Raw genomic sequence first — 14,532 nt, forward strand, 5'->3', positions numbered from 1 at the left:
CAGGCCTGACCCAACATGCTCGATACCCAAGACCACGCCCCGACCGATACGCCTCTCAACGACCTGGGGCCGCTGGCCTGGGTGTTTGAGGAGTTGCGCAAGTCGCTGGAGGGTGCCAACAAGGCCATCCGGCGGTTCATCCGGGAGTCCGAGCAGGCGCGCCACAGCGACCTGGAAGCGGTCGACCCCGGGGCCTTGCGTGTGGCCCGGCAGCAGCTTCACCAGGCGGTGGGTGCGCTCGAGGTGGTCGGTCTCGCGGCCCCGGCGCAGGTGCTGCGGGGCATGGAGGCGGCAGTCCAGCGGTTCGTGCAGCGCCCGCTCAGTTGCACCGATGAGGCGGCGGGCAAGGTCGAGCGCGCGAGCTTCGCCCTGATCGAGTACCTCGAGGCGGTGCTGAACGGCAAGCCGGTGCCGCCGGTGGCGCTGTTCAGCCAGTACCGCGAGGTGCAGGAGCTGGCGGGTGCCGAGCGCGTCCATCCGGCCGACCTGTGGTCGTTTGACCGGCGGGGGGTGGAGGCGCCAGCGCCTGCCGGGGTGCCGCCGATGAAGGTGGATCCACAGGTGCGCTCGCTGTTCGATCGGCTCGTGCTGCTGGTGGTCAAGACCAACAGCCGTGCTGCCTCGACGCAACTCTCGCGCATGTGTGCCAGCCTGGCCGCTGGTGCGCAGCAACCCCGTGCGGTCACGTTCTGGCGAACAGCCGCGGCCTATTTCGAGGGTTTGTCGCAGAACCTTCTCGTGCCAGATGTCTATGCAAAGAGGGCGGCCTCCCGCATCCTGCTGCAGCTGGCCGGTCTGGTGCAAGGTGGTGCGCGCGCCGATGTGTCCGAGACGCTGTTGCACGACCTCCTGTTCTTCTGTGCCCAGGCGCGTCCTATGCCGGGCACACCGGCGCCTCATCTCGAAGCGGTGCGCGCGGCGTTCGGTCTCAGCGATGCCGCGCCGGTGGACTACAGCCAGGCCACGTTGGGGCGTTTCGACCCCGCGTTGTTGGTGCAGGCCCGCAAGCGGATCAATGCGGGCAAGGAGTCGTGGTCGCTGCTGGCGGGTGGCGACCTAAGTCGTGCGCGGTCGGTGCTCGACCAGTACACCCTGATCGGCGAGTCGCTGCTCAAGCTGCATCCGGCCAGCACCGGACTGGCCCGCTCGCTCGTCAAGGCGGCCGAGCACGTGGCGCGCTCACCCGGGAACGTCAAGCCCGAGTTGTCAATGGAGGTCGCGACCACCACCCTGTACCTGGAAGCGGCGTTCGACGATTTTGATCCCAACGATGCAACACTGACCGACCGCACCCAGTTGCTGGCCGAGCGTCTGGAGAGGGTGCTGGCGGGCGAGTCTGCCCAGCCCCTCGAACCGTGGATGGAGCAGCTCTACCGCCGCGTCAGCGATCGCCAGACGCTGGGCAGCGTGGTCGGCGAACTGAAGGTGGCGCTGGGCGAGGCGGAGAAGTCGCTGGACCAGTTCTTCCGGGCGCCGAAGGAAAAGGCGGGGCTGCACGTGGCAGTGTCCCAGCTGGTGCAGATGCGCGGCGTGCTCTCTGTGCTGGGCCTTGAACAGGCGGTGCAGACCGTCTCCCGCATGCGCGCGACGGTCGAGCAAATCCTGGACACCGAAATCGACGAGGACATGGCCCGAGAGGCCGGAACCTTCCAGCAGCTGGGCAACAACCTCAGCGCCCTGAGTTTCCTCGTGGACATGCTCAACTACCAGCCAGCGCTGGCGAAGAAGCTGTTCGTGTTCGACGACCAGGCGGGCGAGCTCCGGCCGCTCATGGGGCGGATGGCTCCGGAAGTGCCGGTGTCCCTTCCTTCGCAGCACGCAGCTGCAACGCTGAGCCAGGACGTCCAGCGCGTGGTCGAAGGCGCCCAGAACAATGTGGACCTGGCCGAACTGAGCGAACAGCTTGACTCCCTGGCCGACCAGGCATCGCTGGCCGAACAGGAGGGGGTGGCACGCGCCGCGCGCGAGGCGGCCCAGGCCGTGGTCGGCAGCGACGCCGTGGCCGGTGCCCAGGCACTGGTGGGATTGGCCCAGTCGGGCGTTCCGGCGGTGCCTGTGGCGCAGGTGGCCCCGGTCAGCACGCCGCCCGATGACGATGGCGAAGACGATCTGCGCGACATCTTCCTGGAGGAAGGTCGTGAAGTGGTGGGCAACGGACTGGCCGCGCTCAAGGCGCTGCGCCACGAACCCGGTCAGCTGGAGCAGCTCACGATTCTGCGCCGTGCGTTCCACACCCTCAAGGGCAGCTCCCGGATGGTGGGGCTGGGTGAGTTTGGTGAAGCCGCCTGGGCGATGGAACAGGTTCTCAACTCGGTGTTGGCCGAGCAGCGGCCCGCCGAGCCGGCGCTGCTGTCGCTGGCGCAGGAAGCCATGACCGAGCTGGGCCGCTGGGTGGAGGACATCGACCAGAACCAGGACGCGCACTGGAAGGCCCAGCCCTTCCGCAACAGCGCCCAGGCTTGGCGCGATCGGCGGGAACACCTGCCGCTGGAGGGTACCCTGCCAGAGTCGGCGGTGGAAGCTGTCGAGGTTGTTGAACTGACCGAGCCGGCGGCCGAAGAACCGGTGGTGTCGATCGAGGTCGAAACGGATGACGCGTCTGCGGTGGACCTGGGCGTGGGCGCACAGGAGTCTGGCGACGCCCTGGTGATGGAGCTTGATCTTCCCGAGCCTGTGCCGTCGGAGCATGCATCGCTCGTTGATCCGGTCGAGTCCGGAGCGGGTGGTGAGGATGCGGAATCTCCCGCGCAGGTGGACCCCGCAGACGAGAATCCATCCATCTTCGACGAGATCTCTCTCGATCTGGAGGCGGAGCTTCCACAGGCGCAGGACTTGCAGGATTCCATGCCTGCTGCGCTGTTCAATCCGGCCGAGCCCGACAGCGTGCAGGTGATTGAGCTCGACGCAGTGGCGATGCCGACGCCAGAGCCGGTGCTGGTGGAAGAGCCCATGAGCGCCTCGGGACCTGCTGAGGACGATGAGGCACCGGACGTCGACGTGGGTGAGGAAGCCGCAGACATCGCCGTGCCTTCCGATGCCGTGGCGGACGAGATGCTCGACGAGCAGACCCGCGCCATCGGGCCGCTGCGCATCGGCATCCGTCTCTACAACGTCTATCTCAACGAGGCGGATGAATGGTCGCGTCGGCTGGGTGTGGCGCTGTCCGAGTGGTCGCTGGAGCAGCACGAACGCCTGCCCGAGCAGGCCGAGGCGCTGGCACATTCGCTGGCAGGAAGCTCGGCGACGGTGGGCTTCCAGCCCCTGTCGGATATTGCACGGGCGTTGGAGCACGCATTGGCGCTGGTCGGTTCGCACCAGCGCGCGGGCCAGCCGGCGACCGATGCGCAGGCACAGCTTTTCGTGGCCGCCGCCGAGGACATCCGCCGCCTGCTGCACCAGTTTGCGGCGGGTTTCTACAAGGAGCCCAATCCCGAACTGCTGGCGGGTCTGGAGGCGTTGCTGCACCTGCCCACGCCAACCGAGTCGGACGCAGTCAGTGAGTCTACGACCGATGAGCCATCGCTGGACAACGAACTGAACACGCAATGGGATGCGTCGTCCATCGACACCGGGACGCCGGTCGACAGCGTGGAGCCTGTCATGGTGGTGGACGAAGAGCCGCTGCACGTGGCACCCGAGGTCCTCGACGCCGAGTCGCTTGTACTGGCGGACGACGACACGACGCTGTCGCCCTTATCAGAAATGGACGAACCCAGGGGGCCTGTCCAGGACATCGACGACGACATCGATGCGATGGACACGATCGATGTGGACCTGTTCCCGATCTTCTCCGACGAAGCACAGGAGTTGCTGCCTCTGCTGGGTGGTGCCCTGCGCCAGTGGATCGCGCGACCGGACAACGGCAGTGCACGCGCCGAGGTGCTTCGCAACCTGCACACGCTCAAAGGCAGCGCCCGGCTCGCAGGCGCGTTGCGTCTGGGCGAAATGGCGCACCGGATGGAAACCTCGGTTGAACGCCTGGGCACCGACACCCCGCAGACCGGGGAGCTGGAGCCCCTGCAGTCCGCCTACGACGCCCTGTGCGCCCGCTTCGACCTGCTCCGCAGCACCGATCCCGCCTCTCATGGCGTGGTGCAGACCGCGCCGGAGCAAGCCGCCGAGCCACCACTGTCGATCACGGTCGAGGACGAGGTTGTGGTGGGTTCCGGGGAGGCTGTGGTCTCGTCGGAAGCCGCTGCTTCGGTGGCGGTGCCTCAGGGTGCCGGACTGAGTGGCCTGTCTCTTCAGCAGGCGCCGGTGCCGGTGCCACAACGTGCAGGAGCCGCCGTCCGGGTCCGTCCGGAGTTGCTGGACCGCCTGATGAACCAGACCGGTGAGGTCATGATCACCCGCTCGCGCATGGAGTCCCAGCTGGTGACCCTGCGCGGCTCGCTCAAGGACCTGACGGGCAACCTCGACCGTTTGCGCCATCAGCTGCGCGACATCGAACTGCAGGCCGAAACGCAGATGCAGTCGCGCCTGGCGCAGGCGCGCGATGCCGAACTCGCGTTCGACCCGCTGGAATTCGACCGTTTCACGCGCGTACAGGAACTGACCCGCATGATGGCCGAGTCGGTCAACGACGTGGCCACGGTGCAGCGCAATCTGCAGCGTGCGGTCGAAGCGACCGAGGACGGGCTGGTCGCGCAGGGGCGCCAGACCCGCGAGTTGCAACGCGACCTGCTGCGCACCCGCATGGTGGAGTTCGAAGGCATTTCCGAGCGCCTGTACCGCGTGGTGCGCCAGGCCTCGAAGGAGACGGGCAAGCAGGTGCGGCTGGACATCACGGCCGGTCACATTGAAATGGACCGCGGCGTGCTGGACCGGATGACGGCGGCGTTCGAACACCTGCTGCGCAACAGCGTCGTGCATGGCATCGAATCGCCCGAGCGCCGGCTTAAAAAGGGCAAGCCCGCCGAGGGTCACATCGAGATCCGGCTGGCGCAGGAGCTCAACGACGTCTCGGTGACGTTCGAGGACGACGGCGCGGGCATCGATCTGGCGCGTCTGCGCGAAAAAGCCCTGGCCCAGGGGCTGGTGCCCGCCGACGCGGTGTTGTCCGACGACGAAGCTGCGCAGCTGATCTACACCCCTGGCCTGAGCACGGCTGCCGAGGTGTCCTCGCTGGCGGGGCGCGGTGTTGGCATGGACGTGGTCCGCAACGACGTGGTGGCGCTCGGTGGCCGCATCGAGACCCACACCCACGCGGGGCAGGGCAGCAGCTTCAAGCTGGTGCTGCCGCTGACCACCGCCGTCACGCAGGTGGTGATGCTGCGTGCGGGTGAACTGACGGTCGGTGTGCCGTCGACGCAGGTCGAACTGGTTCGCCGTGTCAGCGCCGACGAGCTGGCGCAGGCGTACGCCAGAAAGACGCTCATGGTCGGCGGCGAGGAGGTGCCGTTCTACTGGGCAGGGGCTCTGCTCCAGTCGACACCGCAATCGCAGGAAACACAGACCCGCACGCTGCCGGTGGTGATCTTCCGAAGTGCGGCGCAGCGCGTGGCGATGCACGTGGACGAGGTGCTGGGCAACCAGGAAGTCGTGGTGAAGAACCTCGGTCCGCAGCTCTCGCGTCTGCCCGGTCTGGCCGGCATGTCGGTCCTGGCCTCTGGCGCGGTGGCGCTGATCTACAACCCGGTGGCGCTGGCCACGGTGTACGGCGACCAGGTGCAACCCTGGATCGAGGGCCGGCTGCACCGCGACGCGGCGTCGTCCGAGGGCGCTCCCGAGCTGCCGGTCGAGGCGGCGGTCAGTGCCGTACCGCTGGTGCTGGTGGTCGACGACTCGATCACGGTGCGCCGCGTGACGCAGCGCCTGCTGCAGCGTGAAGGCTACCGCGTGACGCTGGCGGCCGATGGCCTGCAGGCGCTGGAGCGTCTGCAGCAGGAGCGCCCGACCGTGGTGCTGTCGGACATCGAGATGCCGCGCATGGACGGTTTCGACCTGGTGCGCAACATCCGCAACGATCCGCGCCTGTCCGACCTGCCGGTGATCATGATCACGTCGCGCATCGCGGAGAAGCACCGCGAGCACGCCCGCGAGCTGGGCGTGGACCACTACCTGGGCAAGCCTTACTCGGAAGACGAGCTGCTGGCCCTGGTGGCGAACTACGCGCAGGCCGCAGCCAACGCCTGACCACTGGTCGCCTGGCGGCCGGCTGATCAGGGTCAGCGCTTGACCACCGCGTAGCGTTCCAGCGTGCGCTCGCGGGCGATGGCGTGGTCGACGATCGGGTTCGGGTAGGTCTGGCCCAGGCGCACATCCGCCGCCACCAGTTCCAGTTCGGGCGCCTTCCAGGGAGCGTGGATCGCCGCGTCGGACAACCCTGCCAGCTGTGGCAGGTAGCGGCGGATGAACTTGCCCTGGGGGTCGAACTTCTCGCTCTGCGTCACCGGGTTGAAGATGCGGAACCAGGGCTGGGCGTCGCAGCCGGTCGAGGCCGCCCACTGCCAGCCGCCGTTGTTGGCGGCCAGGTCGAAGTCGATCAGCTTCTCGGCGAAGTAGCGCTCGCCCCAGCGCCAGTCGATGCCCAGGTCCTTCACCAGGAAGCTGGCCACCACCATGCGCAGCCGGTTGTGCATGTAGCCGGTCTGGTTGATCTGGGCCATGGCCGCGTCCACCAGCGGGTAGCCGGTGCGGCCCTCGCACCAGGCCGCGAACAGCGCCTGCGCGTGTTTGCCATGTTCGAAGCGCACCTTGTCGTACTCGGGGCGGAATGCCTTGCTCACCACGTGCGGAAAGTTGGCCAGGATCTGGTGGTAGAAATCGCGCCAGATCAGCTCCGACAGCCAGGTGCTGGCCCCCTTCATGCCCTGCAGGTGCATCTGCCAGGCCAGCGAGGCCAGCTGGCGGACCGACGCCGTGCCGAAGCGCAGGTGCACGCTCAGGTAGCTGGGGCCCTTGACCGCCGGAAAGTCGCGCGCGGTGTCGTAGCGCTCGATGCGCTCCATGAAGTCCGCCAGCAGGGTCTGGGCACCGCTGGCGCCGGTGGGCATGGGCAGCTTCGACAGGTTGGTGGTTTCGAAGTCCAGATCGGAAAGTCGGGGCAGAGGCCCGTCCATCGCCTCGGGCAGCGGCGCGAGGGCTGTTGCGTACTTGTCGGTCGGGTAGGCCTTGAGGAAAAACGGCTCGATCTTGCGCAGCCAGGCGTTCTTGTAAGGGGTGAACACGCCGAAGGGTTGGCCGGCCTGGGTCAGCACCTCGCGACGCTCGAAGATCACATGGTCCTTGTGGCTGTGCAGCATGACGCCGGCGTGCGCCAGCGCACCCAGCACCTGGGCATCGCGGGCCAGCGCCGAGGGCTCGTCGTCGTGGTTGGTGAACACCGCCTGCACGTGCAGCTGCCGGGCCAGCCGGGGAATGTCTTCGCGCGCCGCGGCGTGCCGCACGATGAGGCCGGTGCGCTCGCGGCCGTGGCGGGCGCCCAGGGCGCGCAGCTCGGCATCGAGTTCGAGCACGCTGGCGTGGATGAACTCCACCCGCCGGTCGGACCGCGGCAGCGGGTCGAGGATCTCGGTGTCGAACACAAACACGCACCAGACCTGGCGGCAGTGCTTGAGCGCATGGTGAAGCGCGGCATTGTCCTGCACCCGCAGGTCGCGCCGGAACCACATCAGTCCTCTGTCGTAGCGTGTCATCGGGTGCTGCCAGGTGAGGGCGGGGCGGGCACGGGCCGCCGCTTAAAATTGCGCCATGACTGCGGATTCTGCCCCGATCAATCTCACCAATCACTTCCTGATTGCAATGCCCGGGCTGAACGACGAGCTGTTCGGCCGCAGCGTGGTGTTCATGTGCGAACACAGCGAGCGCGGCGCGCTCGGACTCGTGATCAACAAGCCTTCCGACATCCTGCTGCCCGGACTGTTCGCCAAGGTCGACCTGGTGCTGGGGCGCGACGATCTGCGCGATCAGCCCGTGTTCCAGGGCGGTCCCGTGCAGACCGAGCGCGGTTTCGTGCTTCACGAAGCCATCGACGCGGGTGAAGGCGAGTCGGTCTACGCCTCCACGCTGTCCATTCCCGGCGGGCTGGAGATGACGACCTCGCGCGATGTGCTCGAAGCCATCGCCTCGGGCGCGGGTCCACGCAAGGTGTTTGTCTCGCTGGGCTACGCGTCCTGGGGAGAGGGACAGCTCGAATCCGAGATCACCGAAAACAGCTGGCTCACGGTGGCCGCCGACCCAGCGCTGATTTTCGACACGCCGGTGTCGCAACGCTATGAGAAGGCGATGGGCCTGCTGGGTCTGGCGCCCTGGATGCTGTCCCCCGATGCCGGACACGCCTGACGCCATGGACGTGCCGGCCGCCTGCCAGACCTTTCTGGCCTTTGACTTCGGACTCAAGCGCACCGGTGTGGCCAGCGGCAACCGCCTGACCCGCACAGCCACGCCGCAGGCCACCATCGCCGCCGAAGGCGACGCGCGCTTCGCGAAGCTCGCCGAGCGCATCAAGGAGTGGCAGCCCGACGCCCTCGTCGTCGGCGTGCCGTTCCACCCCGACGGCGCCCCCCACGAGAACACCTTGCGCGCACAGAAGTTCGCACGCCGGCTGCGCGGCCGCCACGGCCTGCCGGTGTACGAGGTCGACGAACGCTACTCGACCACCGAGGCCCACGCACTGGGGGCCAAGGACGCCGATGCGGCCAGCGCCTGCATCATCCTGGAACAGTTTCTGAGGAGCCTGCCGTGATCCAAAACATCCAGCTCGACGCCGAGCTGCTCTATGCCGAACTTCGCGAAGGCGTCCAGGCGCTGATTGCCGCCACCCCGCAACCGGTGGTGCTGGCCGGCATCACCTCGGGCGGTGCCTGGCTGGCCGAGCGCCTGCAGCGCGACCTGGGCCTGCCCGGCGACGCCGGTGTGATCTCCTCGTCCATGCACCGCGACGACTTCGCGCAGCGCGGCCTGTCGATCTCGGCCCAGACCGTGCTGCCCTATGAAGTGGACGGTGCGAACGTGGTGCTGATCGACGACGTGCTCTACACCGGCCGCACCCTGCGCGCCGTGATCAACGAGCTGTTCGACTACGGCCGTCCCGCGAGCGTGCAACTGGCGGTGCTGGTCGACCGCGGCGGTCGCGAGCTGCCCATCCAGGCCAATATCTGCGCCGCCACCCTGACCCTGCCCGCCAACCAGTTGCTGGAGCTGGCGCGCGACAGCGAGGGGCGCTTCCGATTCGTGCTGGAAACCAAGGAAAACTGACGTGCCACGCAACCCCCAGCTGAACAAGAACGGCGAGCTGATCCACCTGCTCTCCACCGAAGGCCTCTCGCGCGACATCCTCACCCATATCCTCGACACCGCGTCGAGCTTCGTGAGCGTGAGCGACCGCGAGGTCAAGAAGGTGCCGCTGCTGCGCGGCAAGAGCGTGTTCAACCTGTTCTTCGAGAACAGCACCCGCACCCGCACCACCTTCGACATCGCGGCCACGCGCCTGTCGGCCGACGTCTACACGCTGGACATCGCGCGCAGCTCCACCGCCAAGGGCGAGTCGCTGCTGGACACCATCGCCAACCTGTCGGCCATGGCGGCCGACATCTTCGTGGTGCGCCACAGCGAATCGGGAGCGCCCTATCTCATCGCCCAGCATGTGGCCCCGCACGTGCACGTGGTCAATGCCGGCGACGGCCGCCACGCGCACCCCACGCAGGGCCTGCTGGACATGTACACCATCCGGCACTACAAGAAGGACTTCACCAAGCTCTCGGTGGCCATCGTCGGCGACGTGCTGCACTCGCGCGTGGCGCGCTCAGACATCCACGCGCTCACCACGCTGGGCTGCCCCGACGTGCGCGTGGTCGGCCCGCGCACCCTGGTGCCCAGCGACCTCTCGCATCTGGGTGTGCGGGTTTGCCACACGCTGGAAGAAGGCATCAAGGACTGCGACGTGGTGATCACCCTGCGGTTGCAGAACGAGCGCATGAGCGGCGCCCTGCTGCCATCGAGCCAGGAGTACTTCAAGAGCTTCGGTCTGACCACCGAGCGCCTGCGCTGGGCCAAGCCGGACGCCATCGTCATGCACCCGGGGCCGATCAACCGCGGCGTCGAGATCGAGTCCGCCGTGGTCGATGGACCGCAGAGCGTGATCCTGCCGCAGGTCACGTTCGGCATCGCCGTGCGCATGGCCGTGCTGGGCATTGTGGCCGGGAACGAGGCATGAGCTCAAGGAAAGAGGCTGCTGCGCGCGCTCTCTGGAGCCCCGCGGTGCGCGGGCTGCACGCCTACGTGCCCGGCGAACAACCGCAGGGCACGGGCTGGATCAAACTCAACACCAACGAGTGCCCGTACCCGCCATCGCCGCGCGTGCTCGAAGCGGTGCAGGGCGCGGCCGACGAACGCCTGCGCCTCTACCCCGACCCCACCGCGCTGGCGCTGCGCCAGACCATTGCGAAGCGCTTCGGGCTGACGCCCGAGCAGGTGTTCGTCGGCAACGGCTCCGACGAGGTGCTGGCCCACGCGTTCTGCGCCCTGCTGCGCCACGGCCGGCCTGTGCTGTTCCCGGACGTCAGCTACTCGTTCTACCCGGTGTACTGCGCGCTCTACGGCATCGAGCCGCAGCCGATCCCTCTGGACGATGCCTTCCGCGTGCGCGTGGCCGACTACCGGCGCGGCAACGGCGGCATCGTGCTGCCCAACCCGAACGCCCCGACGGGCATCGCTCTCTCTCTGTCCGAACTGACCCAGCTGCTCGAAAGCAACCCGGGCTCGGTGGTGGTCATCGACGAAGCCTATGTGGACTTCGGCGCGGAGAGCGCCGTGGCGCTGATCAATCGTTTCCCGCAGCTGCTGGTGGTGCGCACGCTGTCGAAGTCGGCCGCTCTGGCCGGGCTGCGCGTCGGTTTTGCCATGGGCCACACCTCGCTGATCGAGGCGCTGCACGTGGTCAAGGACAGCTTCAACTCCTACCCGCTGGACCGGCTGGCGCTGGCCGGCGCGCAGGCGGCCATCGAGGACGACGGGCACCTGCAGGCGCTGTCGGCGCGCATCACCGCCAGCCGCCAGTGGCTGGAACAGCAGCTCGACGGCCTGGGTTTCGACTGCCTGCCGTCGAGCGCCAACTTCCTGTTCGTGCGCCACACCAGCGCGCGCGCGGCCGACCTGTTCAGCGCCCTGCGCGAGCGCCGCATCCTCGTGCGCCACTTCAAGCAGCCCCGCATCGACAACCACCTGCGCATCACCATCGGCACCCAGGCCGAGTGCGAGGCCCTGGTCGATGCGCTGCGGCACATCCTGTCCACGTCCTCTTCCGCCGGGGCATCGATCTCCGCACCGATAGGCACACCATGAAGATCCTGATCCAGAACGGCCGCGTCATGGACCCGGCCAGCGGCCGCGACGAGCTGGCCGACATCGCGATTGCGGCCGGCCGCATCATCGCCATCGGCAAGGTGGCGCCCGACTTCCACCCCAACCGCAGCATCGACGCCTCGGGCCTGGTGGTCGCGCCCGGCCTGGTCGATCTGGCCGTGCGCCTGCGCGAGCCCGGCCAGGAACATGCCGCCATGCTGGAGAGCGAGATGGCCGCGGCCGTCGCCGGCGGCGTCACGTCGCTGGTCTGCCCGCCCGACACCGACCCGGTGCTGGACGAACCGGGCCTGGTGGACATGCTCAAGTTCCGCGCCGAGAAGCTGCACCAGTCGCGCGTGTTCCCGCTGGGTGCGCTCACGCGCGGCCTCAAGGGCGAGGTGCTGACCGAGATGGCCGAGCTGACCGAGTCCGGCTGCATCGGCTTCGGCCAGGCCGAGGTGCCCATCGTCAACGCGCAGGTGCTGCAGCGCGCGCTGCAGTACGCCGCCACCTTCGGCTACACCGTGTGGCTGCGCCCGCAGGACTTCTGGCTCGGCAAGGGCGTGGCCGCCAGCGGCCCGCTGGCCACGCGCATGGGCCTGGCCGGCGTGCCGGCCGCGGCCGAAACCATCGCGCTGCACACCTTGTTCGAGCTGCTGCGCGGCGTGCACAAGAGCAGCCAGTCGGCGGGCGAGAAGGGCGTGCACGTGCACCTGTGCCGCATCAGCAGCGCCGCTGGCCTGGCCCTGGTGCGCCAGGCCAAGGCCGAGGGCCTGCCGGTGAGTTGCGATGTCAGCGTGCACAACCTGCACCTGACCGATGTGGACATCGGCTTCTACGACAGCCGCATGCGCCTGCAGCCGCCGCTGCGCCAGCAGCGCGACCGCGAGGCTTTGCGCGCAGGGCTGGCCGACGGCACCATCGACGCCCTGGTGTCCGACCACAACCCGGTGGATGCCGACGCCAAGGTGCTGCCCTTTGCCGAAGCCGAGCCCGGCGCCACCGCGGTGGAGCTGCTGCTGGGGCTGGCCGCCAAGTGGGCGCAGCAGGACGGCCTGGGCCTGATGCAGGCGCTGGCTGTGCTCACCGGTGGCCCGCAGGCCGTGCTGGGCAGTGCGCTGGGCACGCTGCAGCACAGCGTGGGCCAGATCAGCGTGGGCGGCGCGGCCGACCTCTGCCTGTTCGACCCCAACGCCAGCTGGGCGGTGGACCCGGCCGCCTTGCGCAGCCAGGGCAAGCACACCCCGTTCGAAGGCCACGAGATGCCGGTGCGCGTGCGCGCCACGCTGGTGGCCGGCCAGGTGGCCTACGAGGCGGCCCGGGCCGCGGCGTGAGCGGCCGGCGGCGTTCGGCCCTGGCCGCGGGGTGGCGCATCCTGCGCGCCCTGGGCCATGTGCTGCGCGGCCTGTGGATCATCCGCAGCGAGTTCGGCCAGCTCACGCCCGAGGCGACCGACCTGCTGGTGCGCGAGTGGACCCGCCAGATGCTGGGCATCCTCGGCGTCACGCTGCAGGTGCGCGGCACACCGCCGGCGCACGGCCCGCTGCTGGTGGTGGCCAACCACATCTCCTGGCTCGACATCCTGGTCATGAACGCGGCGCGGCCGTCGCACTTCGTGTCCAAGGCCGACGTCAAGGCCTGGCCGGTGATCGGTGCGCTGGTGACCGGTGCGGGCACGCTCTACATCGAGCGCGAGAACCGGCGCGACGCGATGCGCGTGGTGCACAAAATGGCCGAACACCTGCGCGGGGGCGACATCCTGGCGGTGTTTCCCGAGGGCACCACCGGCGATGGCCAGACCCTGCTGCCCTTCCACGCCAACCTGATCCAGGCCGCGATCGCGGCCGAAGCGCCGGTGCTGCCGGTGGGACTGAGCTACATCGACCCGGTGCATGGGCAGCGCCACGACGCGCCGCTGTTCATCGGCGACACCACGCTGCTGCAGTCGCTGTGGAACACGCTGCGCGCCACCGACGTGGTGGCGGTGGTGCACTACGGCGAGCCGCAGCGCTCCCAGGGCCGCGACCGACGCAGCTGGGCGCAGAACCTGCGCGATGCGGTGACCGCACTGCGCGAGGGCTGATTTTTCTTACTGCGCCTTCGCGCGCGTCAGCATCAGTTCGGTGTTGGCCTTGCGGTCGGCGTTGACCTTCTGCACCGCGGGGCGCTCGCCGATGCGCCTGAGGTAGTCGCGCACCGGCAGGTCCGCCAGCACGTCCTTGCCATAGATGATCTTGCTGGCGCTGCTGACCAGGGGCAGGTGCACCGCGGCGCCCACGTCGGCCAGCGTGAATTCGGCGCTGCCGATGAAGGACGGGAAGCTCGCCAGGGTGGCGAACGCGGCCACGTTCTTCTCCAGCTGCTGGGCCGTCTTCTCCTTGGCCGCGTCGCTGATCTTGCCGCCGAAGAAGGCCTCGGGATAGAGGTTGCGCGCCACCAGTTCCAGGTGCAGCTCGATGAAGCGCAGCAGCTCGCGCGCCTTGGCCGCCGCAAAAGGGTCGGCCGGCAGCAGCGGGTGCTGCGGGTACTTCGCCTCCAGGTATTCGAGGATCACGGTCGACTCGCACAGCGGGCCTTCGTCGGTCTTCAGGTAGGGCACCTTGCCCAGCGGGCTGGCCGCCCGGTCGGCCTGGCCGACCCAGACCAGTTCTTCCTGGAAAGGGACGTCTTTTTCGAGCAGGGCGAGCTTGACCTTGTTGTAGTAGTTGCTGGCCGAGAAGCCGCAGAGGGTGAGCATGGGGTGTGTCTCCTGGAGGTTGGGCGAACAGCGGCATCGTAGGGGCCGCGGGTTCCGGGATGCGTCGCCCACAGGACCGCGCTGTTAACATCGCGCGATGTCTTTCCTGCGCCTGCGTCGCCGTTTTGCCGCCTGGCTGGCCCTTGTGGCCATGCTGCTGGGCGCGCTCGCGCCGACCATCGCGCAGGCCCGGATGGGCGGCAGCGACCGCGCCGACTGGCTGGAAATCTGCACCACCACCGGCATGGTCTGGGTCCAGGCCGACACCGGCGAACTGGCGCAGAAGATCGATGGCCAGCCCGCTGGCTCCGATGCCAGCCCGCACTGCCCCTGGTGCACCCTGCACGGTGGCGCCAGCGGCCTGCCCCCGGTGGAGGCCGTGGCCGCGCTGCCGGCTCCGCTGGCCGAGCAGCCTCCGGCGTTCTACCGCGCCCCCCTGACCGATACGGTCTGGGCGACCGCCCGTTCCCGGGCGCCTCCGCTGAGCCTCTGAAAACCCGCGCCGTGGCGCG

11 protein-coding genes are annotated in these 14,532 nt (G+C 68.6%); 9 read left to right on the plus strand and 2 right to left on the minus strand.

The window, feature by feature from the left end; genetic code table 11:
- Positions 1-15 precede the first annotated feature (15 nt).
- Positions 16-6,135 carry an Hpt domain-containing protein gene (locus BC358_RS02300; protein WP_079364495.1) on the plus strand — a complete coding sequence of 2,040 codons (6,120 nt, stop codon included), beginning with the start codon at positions 16-18 and terminating at the stop codon, positions 6,133-6,135.
- A 32-nt stretch (positions 6,136-6,167) separates the two neighbouring features.
- Here the strand turns inward: BC358_RS02300 and BC358_RS02305 are convergent, their stop codons facing one another.
- Positions 6,168-7,637, minus strand: a complete 1,470-nt coding sequence (locus BC358_RS02305) for a deoxyribodipyrimidine photo-lyase (RefSeq protein ID WP_079364496.1) — start codon at positions 7,635-7,637, stop codon at positions 6,168-6,170.
- 55 nt (positions 7,638-7,692) lie between these two features.
- Here BC358_RS02305 and BC358_RS02310 point away from each other — a divergent pair, with 55 nt between their 5' ends.
- Genes BC358_RS02310 through BC358_RS02340 form a run of 7 tightly spaced genes read left to right on the plus strand, consistent with a single transcriptional unit; the run spans position 7,693 to position 13,366 of the window.
- Positions 7,693-8,283, plus strand: coding sequence for a YqgE/AlgH family protein (locus BC358_RS02310; RefSeq protein WP_066158717.1), 591 nt, complete (start codon positions 7,693-7,695; stop codon positions 8,281-8,283).
- On the plus strand, positions 8,267-8,686 hold the full coding sequence (gene ruvX / locus BC358_RS02315) for a Holliday junction resolvase RuvX (protein ID WP_066158714.1): 420 nt from the start codon (positions 8,267-8,269) through the stop codon (positions 8,684-8,686). Before BC358_RS02310 ends, ruvX begins: the two co-directional genes overlap by 17 nt.
- Positions 8,686-9,198, plus strand: coding sequence for a bifunctional pyr operon transcriptional regulator/uracil phosphoribosyltransferase PyrR (gene pyrR / locus BC358_RS02320; protein WP_079364754.1), 513 nt, complete (start codon positions 8,686-8,688; stop codon positions 9,196-9,198). Before ruvX ends, pyrR begins: the two co-directional genes overlap by 1 nt.
- 1 nt (position 9,199) lies before the next feature.
- Positions 9,200-10,156: an aspartate carbamoyltransferase catalytic subunit gene (locus BC358_RS02325; protein ID WP_079364497.1), complete on the plus strand. Its 957-nt coding sequence runs from the start codon at positions 9,200-9,202 to the stop codon at positions 10,154-10,156.
- Entirely contained in the window at positions 10,153-11,283 is a 1,131-nt protein-coding gene (hisC, locus tag BC358_RS02330; protein ID WP_079364498.1) for a histidinol-phosphate transaminase, read from the plus strand. The genes BC358_RS02325 and hisC overlap by 4 nt, the downstream gene beginning before the upstream one ends.
- Positions 11,280-12,617 carry a dihydroorotase gene (locus BC358_RS02335; RefSeq protein WP_079364499.1) on the plus strand — a complete coding sequence of 446 codons (1,338 nt, stop codon included), beginning with the start codon at positions 11,280-11,282 and terminating at the stop codon, positions 12,615-12,617. Before hisC ends, BC358_RS02335 begins: the two co-directional genes overlap by 4 nt.
- Positions 12,614-13,366: a 1-acyl-sn-glycerol-3-phosphate acyltransferase gene (locus tag BC358_RS02340; RefSeq protein ID WP_079364500.1), complete on the plus strand. Its 753-nt coding sequence runs from the start codon at positions 12,614-12,616 to the stop codon at positions 13,364-13,366. Before BC358_RS02335 ends, BC358_RS02340 begins: the two co-directional genes overlap by 4 nt.
- Positions 13,367-13,372: 6 nt before the next feature.
- Here the strand turns inward: BC358_RS02340 and BC358_RS02345 are convergent, their stop codons facing one another.
- Positions 13,373-14,020, minus strand: a complete 648-nt coding sequence (locus BC358_RS02345) for a glutathione S-transferase family protein (protein WP_079364501.1) — start codon at positions 14,018-14,020, stop codon at positions 13,373-13,375.
- Positions 14,021-14,117: 97 nt separating this feature from the next.
- Here BC358_RS02345 and BC358_RS02350 point away from each other — a divergent pair, with 97 nt between their 5' ends.
- Positions 14,118-14,513 carry a DUF2946 domain-containing protein gene (locus tag BC358_RS02350; RefSeq protein ID WP_079364502.1) on the plus strand — a complete coding sequence of 132 codons (396 nt, stop codon included), beginning with the start codon at positions 14,118-14,120 and terminating at the stop codon, positions 14,511-14,513.
- Positions 14,514-14,532: the final 19 nt, after the last annotated feature.

The sequence above is a fragment of the Hydrogenophaga sp. H7 genome, assembly GCF_002025745.1.
Lineage (GTDB): Bacteria > Pseudomonadota > Gammaproteobacteria > Burkholderiales > Burkholderiaceae_C > Hydrogenophaga > Hydrogenophaga pseudoflava.

Coding starts and splice junctions, on each gene's coding strand:
- BC358_RS02305 (WP_079364496.1), bottom strand. CDS start 7,637: ATGACACGCTACGACAGAGGACTGATGTGGTTCCGGCGCGACCTGCGG.
- BC358_RS02300 (WP_079364495.1), top strand. CDS start 16: ATGCTCGATACCCAAGACCACGCCCCGACCGATACGCCTCTCAACGAC.
- hisC (WP_079364498.1), top strand. CDS start 10,153: ATGAGCTCAAGGAAAGAGGCTGCTGCGCGCGCTCTCTGGAGCCCCGCG.
- BC358_RS02335 (WP_079364499.1), top strand. CDS start 11,280: ATGAAGATCCTGATCCAGAACGGCCGCGTCATGGACCCGGCCAGCGGC.
- BC358_RS02310 (WP_066158717.1), top strand. CDS start 7,693: ATGACTGCGGATTCTGCCCCGATCAATCTCACCAATCACTTCCTGATT.
- BC358_RS02345 (WP_079364501.1), bottom strand. CDS start 14,020: ATGCTCACCCTCTGCGGCTTCTCGGCCAGCAACTACTACAACAAGGTC.
- ruvX (WP_066158714.1), top strand. CDS start 8,267: ATGCCGGACACGCCTGACGCCATGGACGTGCCGGCCGCCTGCCAGACC.
- BC358_RS02350 (WP_079364502.1), top strand. CDS start 14,118: ATGTCTTTCCTGCGCCTGCGTCGCCGTTTTGCCGCCTGGCTGGCCCTT.